The organism is Mycobacterium sp. IDUB_37 (genome assembly GCF_055419245.1).
Genome location: NZ_JBVAXG010000002.1, coordinates 280484 through 295720 on the forward strand (window position 1 = coordinate 280484; position 15237 = coordinate 295720).

The 15237-nt window shown below is 63.5% G+C and carries 14 protein-coding genes and 1 pseudogene; 9 read left to right on the forward strand and 6 right to left on the reverse strand.

Translation table 11 applies throughout. The annotated features are described in order from the left end of the window. Positions 1 to 67 precede the first annotated feature (67 nt). The 3 genes and pseudogenes from ACZY1I_RS07880 to ACZY1I_RS07890 all read left to right on the forward strand — a co-directional run bounded on the left by ACZY1I_RS07880 (position 68) and on the right by ACZY1I_RS07890 (position 3010). Complete coding sequence (locus ACZY1I_RS07880) at positions 68 to 1201, forward strand: Rv3169 family protein (protein WP_463753793.1); 1134 nt, start codon at positions 68 to 70, stop codon at positions 1199 to 1201. Further along, positions 1198 to 2274 carry a phosphotransferase family protein gene (locus tag ACZY1I_RS07885; RefSeq protein WP_463753794.1) on the forward strand — a complete coding sequence of 359 codons (1077 nt, stop codon included), beginning with the start codon at positions 1198 to 1200 and terminating at the stop codon, positions 2272 to 2274. Before ACZY1I_RS07880 ends, ACZY1I_RS07885 begins: the two co-directional genes overlap by 4 nt. 90 nt (positions 2275 to 2364) lie before the next feature. After that, positions 2365 to 3010: pseudogene (locus ACZY1I_RS07890) on the forward strand (nitroreductase family protein). Here ACZY1I_RS07890 and ACZY1I_RS07895 read toward each other — a convergent pair. Genes ACZY1I_RS07895 through ACZY1I_RS07905 form a run of 3 tightly spaced genes read right to left on the reverse strand, consistent with a single transcriptional unit; the run spans position 2999 to position 5590 of the window. Further along, positions 2999 to 3985 carry an NAD-dependent epimerase/dehydratase family protein gene (locus tag ACZY1I_RS07895; RefSeq protein WP_463753795.1) on the reverse strand — a complete coding sequence of 329 codons (987 nt, stop codon included), beginning with the start codon at positions 3983 to 3985 and terminating at the stop codon, positions 2999 to 3001. The pseudogene ACZY1I_RS07890 and the gene ACZY1I_RS07895 overlap by 12 nt on opposite strands. A gap of 7 nt (positions 3986 to 3992) precedes the next feature. Then, positions 3993 to 5093, reverse strand: coding sequence for an NAD-dependent epimerase/dehydratase family protein (locus ACZY1I_RS07900; RefSeq protein WP_463753796.1), 1101 nt, complete (start codon positions 5091 to 5093; stop codon positions 3993 to 3995). Beyond that, on the reverse strand, positions 5090 to 5590 hold the full coding sequence (locus ACZY1I_RS07905; RefSeq protein WP_463753797.1) for a nuclear transport factor 2 family protein: 501 nt from the start codon (positions 5588 to 5590) through the stop codon (positions 5090 to 5092). The genes ACZY1I_RS07900 and ACZY1I_RS07905 overlap by 4 nt, the downstream gene beginning before the upstream one ends. Positions 5591 to 5704: 114 nt before the next feature. On the opposite strand from ACZY1I_RS07905, the gene ACZY1I_RS07910 reads away from it, so the two are divergent. Both ACZY1I_RS07910 and ACZY1I_RS07915 read left to right on the forward strand, forming a co-directional pair. Next, positions 5705 to 6703 (forward strand): acyl-CoA dehydrogenase family protein, encoded by a 999-nt coding sequence (locus ACZY1I_RS07910; RefSeq protein WP_463753798.1) that lies wholly within the window; start codon positions 5705 to 5707, stop codon positions 6701 to 6703. Continuing rightward, positions 6687 to 7862 carry an acyl-CoA dehydrogenase family protein gene (locus tag ACZY1I_RS07915; RefSeq protein ID WP_463753799.1) on the forward strand — a complete coding sequence of 392 codons (1176 nt, stop codon included), beginning with the start codon at positions 6687 to 6689 and terminating at the stop codon, positions 7860 to 7862. Before ACZY1I_RS07910 ends, ACZY1I_RS07915 begins: the two co-directional genes overlap by 17 nt. Positions 7863 to 7956: 94 nt before the next feature. Here ACZY1I_RS07915 and ACZY1I_RS07920 read toward each other — a convergent pair whose 3' ends face one another. The 3 genes from ACZY1I_RS07920 to ACZY1I_RS07930 form a co-directional block, all read right to left on the reverse strand. Then, positions 7957 to 9213 (reverse strand): cytochrome P450, encoded by a 1257-nt coding sequence (locus ACZY1I_RS07920; protein ID WP_463754342.1) that lies wholly within the window; start codon positions 9211 to 9213, stop codon positions 7957 to 7959. Between the two features lie 116 nt (positions 9214 to 9329). Next, a complete protein-coding gene (locus ACZY1I_RS07925; RefSeq protein WP_463753800.1) occupies positions 9330 to 9524 on the reverse strand; it encodes a ferredoxin in 195 nt (64 codons plus the stop codon). Between the two features lie 11 nt (positions 9525 to 9535). After that, a complete protein-coding gene (locus tag ACZY1I_RS07930; RefSeq protein ID WP_463753801.1) occupies positions 9536 to 10237 on the reverse strand; it encodes an SDR family NAD(P)-dependent oxidoreductase in 702 nt (233 codons plus the stop codon). A gap of 298 nt (positions 10238 to 10535) precedes the next feature. Between ACZY1I_RS07930 and ACZY1I_RS07935 the strand changes: the two genes are divergently transcribed. From ACZY1I_RS07935 to ACZY1I_RS07950, 4 genes are all read left to right on the forward strand, one after another. Further along, positions 10536 to 12071, forward strand: a complete 1536-nt coding sequence (locus tag ACZY1I_RS07935) for an aldehyde dehydrogenase family protein (RefSeq protein WP_463753802.1) — start codon at positions 10536 to 10538, stop codon at positions 12069 to 12071. Next, positions 12068 to 13273: a CaiB/BaiF CoA transferase family protein gene (locus ACZY1I_RS07940; protein ID WP_463753803.1), complete on the forward strand. Its 1206-nt coding sequence runs from the start codon at positions 12068 to 12070 to the stop codon at positions 13271 to 13273. The genes ACZY1I_RS07935 and ACZY1I_RS07940 overlap by 4 nt, the downstream gene beginning before the upstream one ends. Positions 13274 to 13529: 256 nt before the next feature. Further along, the gene (locus ACZY1I_RS07945) at positions 13530 to 14336 is read left to right on the forward strand and encodes an MlaE family ABC transporter permease (RefSeq protein ID WP_463753804.1); all 807 of its coding nucleotides are present in this window, start codon (positions 13530 to 13532) and stop codon (positions 14334 to 14336) included. A 44-nt stretch (positions 14337 to 14380) separates the two neighbouring features. After that, the gene (locus tag ACZY1I_RS07950) at positions 14381 to 15226 is read left to right on the forward strand and encodes an ABC transporter permease (protein WP_463753805.1); all 846 of its coding nucleotides are present in this window, start codon (positions 14381 to 14383) and stop codon (positions 15224 to 15226) included. Positions 15227 to 15237 lie beyond the last annotated feature (11 nt).

The window sequence follows — 15237 nt, forward strand, 5'->3', positions numbered from 1 at the left end:
ATAGCCGTCCCGAAATGCTTCGGATGGTGTTGTGCCACGGAATATCTGATGATCAGAAAGGGACACCATGGGCTACTCGGCCGCCGACGAAGCGTTTACTCATCAGCTTCCGACGACGTTCGATCACGTGCATCACCCCGACCCGACGTGGTCGGACCGCTGCTACTTCTTCGCCGCCTCGCCAGACGGTTCGATGTTGCTGGCCAGCGGGTACGGCAACAACCCCAACACCGAATCCGGTTTGGGCTATGTGAAGGTCAGCCTCGCCGACGGCCGGCACTGGGATCTGCTGGCCGGGCGACCGGTCAGCGTCGGCGACCGTACCGACTTGCACGCCGGGCCGATGCGGTGGACCTGCGTTGAGCCACTGAAGAAGTGGCGTCTCGATATCGAGCCCAACGACTCGGGCATCGAGTGGGAACTCTATTACGAACCCACCGCCCCGATGTGGGAACTGCTGCCCATGAAGGTGCGCGACTCGGATGGGCAACTGCTTGCCGACATGTATCACATGAAGGAACCGGGCCGCTGGACCGGATGGGTGCAGATCGAGGGCGAGCGCATCAGCGTCGACGGTTTCCACGGCGGACGAGACCGCACGTTCGGCGTGCGGGTCTCGGACAAGATCGACTTCTGGTTGTGGCTCGATGCGGGCTTCGACGACCGCGCGATCGAGGCCTGGATCATCGAATCATCCGACGGCACAGTCCATTACGTTGACGGTGGTATCGTCCACAACGACGGCACGTTGTCGAAGCGGTTTGTCGGCATTGAGCACGACATCGAATTCGACGGCGACCGCAAGCGTCCCGCTCGGGCGGTGCTGGTCTTCACCGATGAGGACGGCGAGACCTATCGCGTCGAAGCGGATACTCCCACCCAGCATGTCAACGCGTACTACGGGCTTCCGATGGCCCACTGTCAGTATCAGGACCTTGGCGGTGGCGGCTATTTCATTCACTTTGCCTGGGACAGCGCCGATCCCGGCCAGCTCACTGAAACCGAGGGCAAATCCATGGCCCTGGATCAGCTGATGCGCTTTGAATTCGACGGCGAAACCGGTTGGGGCGTATTTGAATTGCTGCTCGGCGGCCAAGGCTACCGGCGCTACCCGAATTGGACCGCGATGGACATGTCGGCTTTCACTCAGGACAAGACACCGGTGGAGAGGCTGCCTGCGGACGAGGTGATCGGGCAATGACGTTGGACGCCAACACAGCTGACCGATTGACCGGGTGGCTGCGTACCCAGTTGCCCGACGCCGACGAGGTCCACGTCGAGGGGCTCGACCGGGTCGACTTCGGACACTCTGCCGAGATGATGGTGTTGACCGTGGTGGCGGACCACAATGGGCAGCGCACTGCGCAGGACGTGGTGCTGCGGCTACGACCGAAGCCGCCGGCGCTGCTCGAGCCCTACGACCTCACCCGTCAATTCAGCATTCTGCGGGCCCTGCAGAACACCGAAGTTCGGGTTCCGCCGGCACTGTGGCTCGAGGACACCGGCGAGGTGCTCGGTCGGCCGTTTCTGGTGATGGAACGCGTCGGCGGCGATGTCTATGAGATGGAGGCACCCTGCGCCGACGACGAAACAGTGGCGCGGATGTGCAGGAGCCTGGCTGAACAGATCGCCGCGATCCACGCGGTCGACCTCGAGCAGACCGGCCTCGCAGCGCTGGACGAAGGCAGCGGCCACCTCGATCGCGAACTGCACCACTGGTCAACCGAAATGGACCGCGTCAAGCGTGGTCGGTTGCCGGCCCTGGAGCGCCTGCTGGACGCGTTGCTTGTCAGCCAACCGGACCCGTGTTCCCGGATCACGCTGGTTCACGGCGATGCCAAGCCGGGCAACTTCGCCTTCACCGGCGGCGAGGTCAGCGCCGTGTTCGACTGGGAGATGACCACAGTCGGCGACCCACTGACCGACATCGGCTGGCTGGAGATGCTGTGGGTCCAGCCGGTCGGGATCAACAGCCATCCCGCCGCGCTGCCCATCGACACCCTGCTGGTGCACTACGAGAAGGTCAGCGGCATCAAGGTCGAGAACCGTTCGTGGTACCGCGCTTTCAACGCCTACAAGATGGCCGTCATCTGCCTGATCGGCGCCATGCTCGTCGACGGCGGTCACAGCGAAGACCCGAAACTGGCACTCGCCGCCTATGGCACCGCGTTGCTGACGAAGGCAGGGCTTGCCGAACTGGGTATCGACGAACCGCTTGACGACGGGCCGGTGCTGCCTGATGTGGAACGCTTGCAGCAGGTGCTCGCCGGGTAGCTCGGATCGCCCGCGCGCAGCTTTACAGATTCGGTAAAAAGTGTCACGCTGTGCTCCGCAGCAAGGACGAAGGATGATGTGGTGACCCCGATGGCCGGAGCAAGCGGTGACGTCTGGGAGGTAATGGCGACCGCTCGCACGATCCGGCGGTTCTCCGACGAGCCGGTCGACGACGCCACGTTGGTACGCTGCTTGGAGGCGGCCAGGTGGGCCCCCTCGGGTGCCAACGCACAAGGCTGGCGCTTCATCGTCCTGCGTTCGCCCGAACAGCGGGCCGTTGTCGCCAAGGCTGCCGCACAGGCACTTCAGGTGATCGAACCGGTGTACGGCATGAGCCGGCCGGCCCCGGACGACAACAGCCGCAAAGGCCGCACCAACCGCGCCACATACGAATTACACGATCGGGCAGGCGAATTCATCTCGGTGCTATTCACCCAGATCCACTATCCGACGGCCTCGGAACTCTTGCTCGGCGGGTCGATCTTTCCCGCCATGCAGAACTTTCTGCTGGCGGCCCGCGCTCAGGGCCTGGGCGCGTGCATGACCAGTTGGGCGTCCTATGGCGGTGAGCAACTGTTGCGAGAAGCCGTTGGTGTGCCTGACGATTGGATGCTCGCCGGCCATATCGTCGTCGGGTGGCCCAAGGGTAGGCACGGGCCGGTTCCGCCGCCGTCCGCTGAATGACGCCGTGAACTTGGATCATTGGGATCGGGACGCGGGCGATCTACTCGGCTGACTGCGCGGCAAACCATCTCGCCGCCTTCTCAATCGACTGCTCCACAGGTTCTGGTTGCCAACCCAATTCACGTTCGGCCTTGCCGTGGTCCAGTGGCGACATCACTTCCGCCATCTTCGCGCCGACATAGGCGAAGGGTAGATCGCGTCGCAACAAGGTCGCGGCAAGGTCGTTGAAGCGCGCGCCTGCGCGCATCACTCGCATAGGAACCGGGATTCTTGGTGGGCGTTTCCCGACCGCGCGGGCCGCGATCTCGTGCAGTTCCTTCGTGCTCATGTACCGGTCGGAGATGATGTAGCGCTGTCCGTTACGACCCTTCTCGGCCGCGAGAAGCATTGCGCGGGCTGCGTCTTCGATTCCGACGACCTCCGAGGAGAATCCCATATAGAACGGGAACCGGCCGGCGGCCACCTGCGCGATCACTCCGCCGTGCGGCGTCGGTGCCCAGTCCCGTGGGCCATAGGTGGTTGAGATGCACAGCGCGACGGCAGGCAGACCCTTCTCGCGCGCGTACCGCATCACCAGATCCTCGGCGGCAATCCGGGATTCGATATAAGGTCCGCCGACGTTCCAGTTGTGCGGGTCTTCTTCGGTGACGGGCCGGTGAGCATTGATCGCTAGTGTCCCTGTGCTGCTGGTGAATACGAACTTCCGCAGATCCGCCGCCAGGGCCGCGTCAAGCACGTGCCGCAGACCTTCGACGTTGGTCCGAAACAACGGTGCGGGGTCGCGTAACCACATCCGGGCTTCCACCACGCAGTAATAGACGACGTCACAGCCTGCCATGGCCTCCCGCAGTGCCGCGTCATCGAAAACATCGCCGTAGCAACGTTCTACGTCGAGATCATCGATACCCTTGGTGGCACTGGTTTGTCGCAACATGACCCGTACGTCCTCGCCGGCCAGCACAAGTTGCCGGGTGACGTGGGAGCCGACGAAGCCGCTGGCGCCGATGACGAGTTTCTTGTTGGACATGGGTGTCTCAGACGGTGGTGGGTGCGAGCATGTCGGGTCCGTACTTTGCGCTGAGGAAGACCCACGGATCGGCATAGCGACCGCGGTGTTCGCGCCGCCGCTGGACGGCCAGCAGTGCGCGCATCAGCGGGCGCAGTACCGGCCCGAGCATGCGCAGCAGAATGCGGCGCCGGCCCATCGACTCGGCGACCCATTCGACGGTCTCGGGCCAGTCATGCTCCTGATAGTCAAGTAGCGCTTGGGATTCCGATGTTTCGAACCAGCCGGTGAAGCTCCAGCCGCGGTCGTCGTCCGGATCGCCGCGCAGGCCGATGGACGGCCCGAGGCGGCCGACACCGACGGCCGCCATCATGTCGTCCTGCAAGTCACTCATCAGATGGATGTTGGTCTCATTGCCGGCGATCACCAGCACCTTGCCGTGCACGCCATCGCAACGTTCGACGGCATTGGCGAAGGCCAACGCGACGTCGCGGGCATCTGTGGCATGCATCCGGTTGTCCACCGGAGTGGCGCGCACCAGGGTCAGGTAGTCGCCGTCGAAGTTGGACGCGCCATCGGGTGAGACGATCGCGGCGAGTCGCAGCAGCGCGTAGGGCAGCCCACTTTCGGCGATGCTGGCCTCGGCCAGCACTTTGTCCTCACCGTATTGGTCGATCGGGTTCACGGGTGTGTCGCCGGTGATGCGTTCGGGTTGGCGGTAGGGGTTTCGGGACCCGTAAACCGCTGCACTGGAGGCGAATACGAACAGCGGCGGGTGATCGAGCGCTTTGGCTGCCGCCACCAGATGCCGGGTTCCGTCCACGTTGACCTTGCGGGCCAGGCCGGGGTTTCGGTACGACGGCGGGGAGACGATCGCGGCCAGATGCACGATCGACGTCGGTTCGTGCTCTCTCAACACGGCGGCTACCGCGTCGGCGTCGGTGAGGTCGGTGTATTGCGTGATCAGCGTTCCTGGACCGGAGGTTTCGGCCAGCTCGGCGGCGACAGCGGCCGAACTGTCGTTGTTCAGATCCATCGCGACGACTTTGTGGCCACGACGGAGCAGGATTTCGGCACATCGTTTACCGACCTGACCGAAAGCCCCTGTGATGAGGACGATTTCGGTCATCGGCCGAACCTGCGTGCCAGCCCTGCTCCGGCATCGCGCAATCGCGGTGAGATGCGCACTGAGAAAAGCGGATTGAAGACATCTTCACGAAGCCGGGTCAGGATCGAAGTCTTGATCAGCCATTGCCCGTCGACCTTTTCGTAGGTCTCGTGGTAGTGGCCGCGCCCGTTGAGGTTGACGCCCGGGGCCAAGCGCACCACGTCTTCGAGTGCCCATAACCCGCTCGCGGTCGTCTCCGAGTCGATCGTGATCTCGGGGGCATGCACCTGATGGACAGTCGGTTGCGACGGCTTCCCGAGGTTATTGCGGACAAAGGCCACGAACTCGTCGGCGCCGGCGATCCGCACGCCGCCGGACGGAGAGGTGTCGCTGACGAAGTCGTCGGTGAAGAGTTGACGCCACGCGTCCCACTGCTTGGTGTCCAGGTAGCGGCAATATCGGGCCTTGAGTTGCTTGATCGTCTCGATCTCCCAGAGCGCCGCTGCGGCGTCCTGCATCACGGCCCCTTCTCGTATGGCTGATACCCGATTCTGAGATTACTACTTCCAACTGTGAGAATGATATTCTCACTAAGTAAGCACAACGTTGCTTCGGCAGGAGGCGGCCTCGCGATGATCTTGGAGTTCGATGCTGACCAGCGGCTGTGGCAGGACACAGTGCGCGACGTCGTCGCCAAGCAATGTCCCCCTTCTTTGGTCCGCAGTGTGGCCGAGCAGGGAGCCGACTCCACTCCGCTCTGGAAGGTCTATCTCGACCTTGGCTGGACGGAACTCAACGACCCGGCCAGCGCGGTGGAGTTGGCGATCGTGCTCGAGGAACTCGGCCACGCCACCGACCCAACGCCCTTCCTGGCGACCATGAGCCAATTCGCGCCCTTGGTCGGGGACCGGTTTGACCCCAACCAGTCCGGCACTGCCGTCTACAGCGGGATCAGCGCGCGCCGGGACGCTGAGGGCTGGGTGTTGGACGGCACCGCGCGGCACGTCCTGGACGGGGACCGGGTCGACCGCCTGGCGGTGTTGACCGAGGCCGGGGTCTTCCTCACCGACGCCAGTCAGTTGTCGGCCCGGCGAGAGTCGGTATTCGACCCGGTGCTGCACGTCGCCGATCTGACCTTCCACGAAGTGCGGGTGCCCGACAGCGACCGACTGATCGTGGATCGCGAGCGCGCGCACCATATCGCCCTGGCGGGCATGGCCATTACGACCGTCGGCGCCTGCCAGCGCATCCTGGACCTGGTGCTCGAGCATGTCCGTGGCCGACACCAATTCGGCGTGCCCATCGGCTCGTTCCAGGCCGTGCAGCACAAGGCGGCGGATATGCACATCGCCATCCAGCGGGCTCGGGCGCTGGCATATTTCGCCGCGTTGACCATCTCGGCTGACGATCCCCGCCGCCGGCTGGCCGCCGCAATGGCCAAAGCCTCGGCGGGAGAGTGCCAGTCGCTGGTTTTCCGTCACGGCCTGCAACTTCACGGCGCGATGGGATTCACCTGGGAGAACGATCTGCAGTTTGCGCTGAAGCGCGCGAAGGCGGGTGAGCTGATGCTCGGGGGTGCGGCAGAGCACCGGGCCCTGATCGCCGAGGAGTACCGTGCAGCTGACTTTTGATTTCGATGTCGAGGAATTCCGGGCGGAGTTCGCCGCATTCCTCGACGACAATCTGCCCGACGCAAGCGAGACTCTGGAACGTCCCCGGTCGGTCTCGCACATGCCGGACTGGGCGCGGCGCTGGCAGCGTTTGCTGTTCGACAACGGCTGGCTGCTGCCGACTCAGCCTCCGGAGTTCGGTGGCCGCAACGCGACGGTGCTGCAGCAATACGTCTACCTCGAGGAGCTGTGCCGACGCCGGATCTACCACAGCCTCAACCCGCAGGGCGTCAACATCGTTGCCGCATCACTGATTTCGTTCGGGAGTGACGAGCAGAAGCAAAAGTGGGCGGTGCCGATCCTGCGCGCCGAGATCACCGCGTCACTGGGCATGAGCGAACCCAGCGCGGGCTCCGATCTCGCGTCGTTGCGGACCCGGGCGGTGCTCGAGGGTGATCACTTCGTGGTCAACGGACAGAAGGTGTGGACTTCGGGAGCGCATGACGCCGACGTTCTGTTGACCTTCGTGCGCACCGATCCCGACGCGCCAAAGCACAAGGGCATCAGCGTGCTGGTGATCCCTACCGACACCGAAGGTGTTGTGCGCCGACCATTTCCGTCCATCTGTGCCGTCGATGATCTCGACTTCAATGAGGTGTTCTTCACCGATGCGAAGGTGCCCGCGGAGAATCTGGTCGGCGAGCTCAACCAGGGCTGGCGGGTGGCCAACGGATCACTGGGCCACGAACGCACCATGATGTGGCTGGGTTTCGCTGACCGGCTGGACAACATGATCGCCGACTTTGCGCCGAAGTCCGAGCTCGATCGCGACCAATACGCCAGCTCGATCATGGACAAGCAAGCCCTGCGCCTACTGGGCTCGGTGGCGTTGGCGCGTGCTTCCCGCGGTGAGGACGACACCGCGGCGATTTCCGTGCTCAAGCTGCTCGGCTCCGAGGCCGAGCTACGCGCCAGCGAGCATGCGCTCGAGGCCGGCGGCGGTGACGGGCTCGTCCACCCCGCGCTGTCCGGACCGTACGCGCCGATGAACCTGGATCACTACTTCGCCAGTTGGTTCGAGCGTTATGCCCGAAGCTTTTCCGGCACCATCGCCGGGGGCACGTCGGAGATTCAGCGCAACATCGTCGCGCAGCGCGTGTTGGGTTTGCCGCGGGGATGAGCCCTCGCCATGAGGTCACGCTGGCGTGACGCTCGGCGACCAGCGCCACCCTAGTGTGACGCTCGGTGCTGGAGGGTGGGCGCGTCAGTCGGGGTTAGTCGATGACGGCGGCTTCCTTGCGCTCGGTGACGGGCAGGGCGAGCTGCTGCTCGTCGCAAATGCGTTGCAGCTTCTCGAGTGTCTCGTCCAATCCGGCTCCCACTCTGGCGCCGGGTGTGAACGTGGCCGGCAGTTTGCGCATCCCCTGAATGACGCCGATGCTCTCGTAGTGGACGGCGCCGTCCGGGTCGCAGCGGAAGTCGGGCATCCGGTCCAGTACTGCGTTCAGCATGGATTTGAACACCGTGCGCGCAACGTTGGATCCGACGCACCGGTGGACTCCGATGCCAAAGCTGAAGTGCCGATTGCCTTTACGGTCCAGAACGATCTCGTCGGGATCATGGAAGACCGACGGGTCGCGGTTCGCCATCGCCCACGAGATCCACAGCCGTTCGCCTTCTTTGAACTGCTTACCGTCGAGTTCGGTGTCGTCGGAGAAGGTGCGCCCATCGCCGGGTGCCGGGGTGAAGTAGCGCAGGAACTCCTCGGTCGCGGGATCGAGGAGAGTGTCGCGGTGCTGTGAGAGGCGTTCTCGCTCAACAGGATTCTCCGAAAGCCACTCCAGCGAGTGTGCCGTCAGCGCCGTCGTGGTGTCGAATCCGCCGCCGATCACCAAACCGAGGTTTCCCAGGATTTCCAGATCGGGTGCGGGCTCGCCGTCGATCCGCATCTGCAGCAGCCCGTTCACGATGCCCGGGCGCGGGTTCTCCCGGATCTCATGCATGTTGGTGATCATGTCGATGCCCATCTGCCGGTGCATCGCGGTGACCCGCTCGATGTCGGGGGAGTGTTCCGGTGTGTACACCGCGGCGTGAACCGGTTCGCTGTAGAGATTCCACTTCTTCAACGGGATGCCGAGCATGGCCAGAGTCAGCACGGCAGGCACGATGTTGGCGAGGTCGTCGACGAAGTCGATGTGGCCGCCCTCGATCTTCTCGTCGAGGCAGGCGCGTGTCACATCGTCGATGAAGGGGGCCCAACGCTTGACCGCAGCCGGTGACAGGTAGGGATTGAGCACGGTGCGGTAGGTGCGGTGTTCGGGTTCGTCCATCTCCAAGATGCCACCCCGCACCACGCTGACTCGGCTGGCGGTCGGGATCGAGATTCCCTTGTAGCCACGCCGTTCATTGCGGATGTCGTGATCGTTGGAGACCGCAGGGCAGCGGGCCAACTCGAACACTTCATGGCTGCCCGCGGCTACCCAGTGCCCGCCGTAGGTGTTGGTCCACGCCATCGGGCACTTGGCGTGCATCTCTTCGGTGATGGCCTTGAACTGCGATCGATATTCCGACGAGTGGCGATCGAAGTGATAGCTGTTCTTGTCATCCACACTCAATGTGCCGTCTCCAGTAGAAGTGAGAAGCGCGTTCAGTCGCTCAGAACGATGGCCTGCTCGGGGCATGACTGCGCGGCTTCACGGACCTGGTCGATCTGATCGTCCGCAACAACCTCATCGACCGCCGATGCGCTGCCGTCGATATCGCTGAGCTCAAATGCATCCGGCGCGATCATCGAACACAGGGTGTGTCCCTGGCAGCGTTCCGGATCAACCCAGACCTTCACTGGTGCCTCCCTTAGGTGTTTCGACCACCATTGACGCCCAATATCTGGCCGGTGATGTACCCGGCTTCGTCAGATGCGAGGAACGCGCACGCCGCGGCGATGTCCTCGGGCTTGCCGATGCGGCGCACCGGGGTCCGGGCGATGTTTTGGTCGATGTCGCCGAGGAAGCCGTGCTCGGCGGCACTGCGCAGCATCGGCGTGTCGATGAAGCCGGGCGGTACCGCGTTGACGGTGATGCCACTGGGTCCGTACTCGAGCGCCAGGCATTTGGTCAGCCCGTTCACCGCGGATTTAGCCGCAACATAGTGCGACATATAAGAGGTACCCGAGTGGGTGCTCGACGACGAGATGTTGACGATGCGTCCCCATCCGGCTTCCAGCATGTCCGGCAGCACCGCCTGGACGGTGTGGAAGACACCGTGCAGGTTGACGTCGATGACGCGCTGCCAGTCCTCGAACGTGATGTTGGTGAATCGCTTGAATCCGTCCAGGCCGGCGGCGTTGACCAGAATCGTGACCGGCCCGAGGCGTTCGCGGATCGCCGATAATGCGGCGTCCACTTGTCCGCGGTCGGTCACGTCGGCGGTGTAGGCGAGATCGTCGTCAGAGGGTTTGAGATCAATCGTGGCGACGTTGCGGCCGTCGGCCCGCAACCGCTGCGCGACGGCGAGTCCGATGCCGGAGCCACCGCCTGTGACTACCGCAGTCTTCATCGCCGCGGCACCAAGAGGTCGATTGTCACGGTGTCAATCTCAGCCACAAAGAATCTCCCTTGCAATTATGAGAACCTTACTCTCCTGTCGAAGTTGGTCGCAAGTTGGCCAAAAAACGACACTGGGCCTGCGGGAAGTGGCATTCAAGCATGCTCGCTGAGCGGTTGCCTAGCTAGCCGATAAGACATTTGAGACGCATTGTCTCCTTGTGTTCTCGGTGGTCGAATGTAAGATTCGCCGAGGATGAGAATGAAATTATCGTGACCGGGGCCACAGCCGTGGCGGACCAGGGGAATTGATGCCTGTGCAGGACGCGGCGGAAACGGTCGCGGGCGTGCCGCCGACCGGCGGCGGACCCGACCCCGGAAACGTCGCCGACCGTCGGTTGCTGATCGACGGCCGGCTCGTGACGACCGTGAGTACCTTCCCCTCGATCAACCCGGCGACCGGTGCGGTGCTGGGGCACGCGCCCGACGCCGGCGTCGAGGAGGCCGAGCAGGCCATCGCGGCCGCACGCCGCGCTTTCGACACCACGACGTGGTCCACCGACGTTCAATTCCGGATCCGTTGCCTCGACCAACTGCATCAGGCGTTGCTCGAGCACGCCGAAGAGCTGCGGGAGCTGACGATCGCCGAAGTCGGAGCCACCCGTGCGCTGACGCAGGGCGCTCAGCTCGACGAGCCGATCGGCATCGTGCGCTTCTACGCCGACGTGCTGCGCGACTATCAGTTCTCTGAAGACCTCGGCGAAAAAGAGTCGCGCGGTGTGCGGCACCACCGCTGGGTGGAGAAGGAAGCGGCCGGTGTGGTGGCGGCCATCATCGCCTACAACTATCCGAACCAGCTCGCGCTGGCCAAGCTGCCGCCCGCGCTCGCCGCGGGTTGCACCGTCGTCCTCAAAGGCGCGCCGGACACTCCGCTGGTCACGCAGGCGTTGGGTGAGTTGATCGCCAACCACACCGAAATCCCGGCCGGCGTCGTCAACGTACTCAGTTCCTCGGATCCCGCCGTCGGTGTCGCCCTGACCACCAGCCCCGATGTCGACGTGGTGACCTTCACCGGTTCAACCGCCGTCGGCCGCAAGATCATGGCCGCGGCCAGCGACACCGTCAAGCGGGTCTTCTTGGAGTTGGGCGGCAAGTCCGCGGTCATCATGCTGGACGACGCGGACTTCGCCGGCGCCAGCTTGTTCGCGGCGTTCAGCATGGTCACCCACGCAGGACAGGGTTGCGCCCTGACGTCGCGGCTCTTGGTGCCGAAGAAGCATCACGACGAGATCGTCGAGCTGATCAAGCAGAACTTCGCCAAGGTCCGGCACGGCGACCCGGCTGACCCGAAGACCTACATGGGCCCGCTGATCAACGAGCGTCAGCGGGACAAGGTCGACGGCATGGTCCAGCGCGCCGTCGCGGCGGGGGCGACCCTGGTCACCGGTGGCAAGCGGTTGGATCCGGGCTTCTTCTATGCGCCCACTCTGCTCACCAATGTGGATCCGGACAGTGAGATCGCCCAGGACGAAGTGTTCGGACCGGTGCTGGTCGTCATCGGCTTCGATGACGACGATGACGCGGTACGCATCGCCAACAACTCCATCTACGGATTGGCCGGTGCGGTGTTCAGTCGCGACCAAGACCGCGCGGTGGCGGTAGCTCGCAGGATTCGGACCGGCTCGTTCTCCATCAACGGCGGCAACTATTTCGGTGCGGACAGCCCGTTCGGCGGCTTCAAGCAGTCCGGCGTCGGACGCGAGATGGGAGTTGCGGGGCTGGAAGAGTTCCTGGAACGCAAGACTTTTGCCGTACCAGTCGTCACGGTTCAGGGGGCCAGCGCATGAAACCACTCGAGGGGATCCGGGTTCTGGAAGTCGCCATGTACGGGTTCGTCCCGTCGGCGGGCGCGGTGCTCGGCGAGTGGGGTGCCGAGGTGGTCAAGGTTGAGCACGCAGTGACCGGCGACCCACAGCGTGGTCTGCGTCAGACCGGAATGCTCCGCGTCGAAGGGGATCCCAACCCCAACATCGAGCACGCCAACCGAGGCAAGCGCAGCATCGGCCTGGACATGTCGGTGCCCGAAGGCAAGGAAGTGCTCTACGAGCTTGCCCGGCGGTCCGACGTTTTCCTGACCAGCTTCTTGCCGGACCACCGGCAGAAGTTCGGCATCGACGTCGACGACATCAGAGCGGTGAACCCGAAGATCATCTACGCCCGCGGCAGTGCGCTCGGCCCCCGTGGCGGCGAGTCGGTCAAAGGCGGTTATGACATGACCGCCTTCTGGTGTCGGGCTGGAACCGCGGCCACCATCACGCCGATGGGCTACGAAGGCATGATCAACCCACCCGGCCCCGCCTATGGCGACACGATCTCCGGCACCAACCTGGCCGGCGGCATCGCGGCCGCGCTGCTGAAGCGCGAGCGCAGTGGCGAACCGTCCGTCGTCGATGTCTCGCTGTTGGGTAGTGGCCTGTGGTCGCTGGGCCACACCGTGGCGTTGACCAACCACCTGGGTCAACTGATGCAGGCGCCGCCGCCCGGCATCCACGGTTCGCCGGTCAACCCGTTGGTCGGCGTATACCCGACCTCCGACAGTCGTTATATCTCCCTGGTGATGATGCAGCCCAGCAAGTTCTGGGCCGATGTGTGCCGGCATATCGATCGGCCGGAACTGGCAGACGACCCGCGCTTTGCCGATTCCGAGAAAATTGCGGCGAATACAGCAGATGCTGTTGAGATCTTGACCAAAGTCATTGCAACACGCACGCTTGCCGAGTGGAGCGAACGCTTCGCGACGTTGGCAGGACCATGGGCGCCGGTTCAGGACACGCTGCAAGCGGCCGATGATGCGCAGATCCGAGCGAACGAATACATCGTGCGGGCAGGCGAACTCGAGCTTGTCGCCAACCCGGTGCAGTTCGATGTCACCGCTCCCGAGACCGCGCCGGCACCTGGATTTGCCGAACAGACCGACGAAATTCTGCTGGAACTCGGATTCGACTGGGATCGCATCATCGAACTCAAGACCGCCGGCGCGGTTACCTGATGCACGAGATGTCGATGACGAAATCAACTCGGCCGATAACGGTTATCCGTTTTCCATTCCCCCTGGACTCGGCATGAGTCATAATCGCCAAACGCTTTTAGACGTGGGGCTCGGGTCGCCGTCATTGCCTGGAAGCGCCGACTCACGCCACCGAATGGAGGCCCTAGCGTGAGGGTGCTAGCTGTATCTGACGGCGAATCGACGACGCCGCCAAAGCGGTTGAGGGCGCAGATGTTCCGGAAAGGGACTGGGGCGCATGGCAAATAAGGGTGCGGAGCGCTGGACCCCTGGCGTGATGTTGGGTCGTGGGTCCAAACCCATGGAAGCTGTTGGCGCGTTGTTCGCCATGTCGTTGGACGCCCTCAAGTTCGCGTTCCGCAGGCCCGTCCAGTGGCGTGAGTTCCTGGAACAATGCTGGTTCCTCGCGCGCGTCGCGCTGGCACCAACACTGTTGGTGGCCATCCCTTTCACCGTTCTGGTCAGCTTCACGCTCAACATCTTGTTGCGGGAACTGGGTGCGGCGGACCTGTCCGGTGCCGGTGCGGCGTTCGGTGCGGTCACCCAGGTAGGCCCGTTGGTGACGGTGTTGATCGTGGCAGGTGCCGGTTCCACAGCGATGTGCGCAGACTTGGGCTCGCGAACGATCCGCGAGGAGATCGACGCGATGGAGGTGTTGGGCATCAACCCGGTTCAGCGCCTGGTGACACCCCGCATGCTGGCCGCCGGCCTGGTGGCTTTGTTGCTGAACAGCCTGGTGGTCATCATCGGGATTCTGGGCGGCTATATCTTCTCGGTCTTCGTTCAAGATGTGAATCCTGGCGCCTTCGCCGCGGGTATCACGCTGTTGACCGGCGTACCCGAGGTCATCATCTCTTGTGTCAAGGCAGCACTTTTCGGGCTGATCGCCGGACTGGTCGCGTGCTACCGGGGGCTGACGATCACTGGCGGGGGTGCTAAGGCCGTCGGCAACGCCGTCAACGAGACAGTCGTGTACGCCTTCATGTCACTGTTCGTGGTGAATGTGGTTGTCACCGCTATCGGCATCCGAATGTCGGCTAAGTAGGCGAAACGGACCGAAGAATGCTCAAGGAGGTGTAAGCACACACTGTGGCACTGCGAGCTGTCTACCCGCGTTTGACAAGCCAACTCGGGAGGCCGGTCGGCCTGTTGGGCCGAATCGGCGATCATACGCTGTTCTACGGCAAGGCAATTGCCGGCATACCGTTCGCGGTCTCCCGGTACCGCCGTGAAGTCATTCGCCTCATCGCTGAAATCAGCATGGGTGCGGGCACATTGGCGATGATCGGCGGCACCTTGGTGATCGTCGGCTTCCTGACGCTTGCCGCCGGCGGCACACTGGCGGTCCAGGGCTACAGCTCACTGGGCAATATCGGCATTGAGGCACTGACCGGATTCCTCGCCGCCTTCATCAACGTGCGTATCGCGGCCCCGATCGTCGCGGGAATCGGTTTGGCGGCCACCTTCGGTGCCGGAGTTACCGCGCAATTGGGCGCGATGCGGATCAACGAAGAAATCGACGCGCTGGAATCCATGGCGATTCGGCCGGTTTCGTATCTGGTCAGCACCCGGATCGTCGCGGGATTGCTGGCGATCACACCGCTTTACAGCATCGCGGTCAGTCTGTCGTTTCTGGCCAGCCAGTTCACCACGGTGGTGCTGTTCGGGCAATCGGGTGGCCTGTATCAGCACTACTTCACGACATTTCTCAATCCGATCGACTTGTTGTGGTCGTTTCTGCAGGCCGTCCTGATGGCGATCACCATCCTGCTGATCCATACCTACTACGGTTTCTTCGCATCCGGCGGGCCGTCAGGCGTCGGCGTCGCCACCGGGAACGCGGTGCGAACCTCACTGATCGTGGTCGTCTCAGTGACGCTGCTTATTTCCTTGTCCATCTACGGCTCCAACGGCAACTTCAACCTTTCCGGGTAGTGGCGATGCGA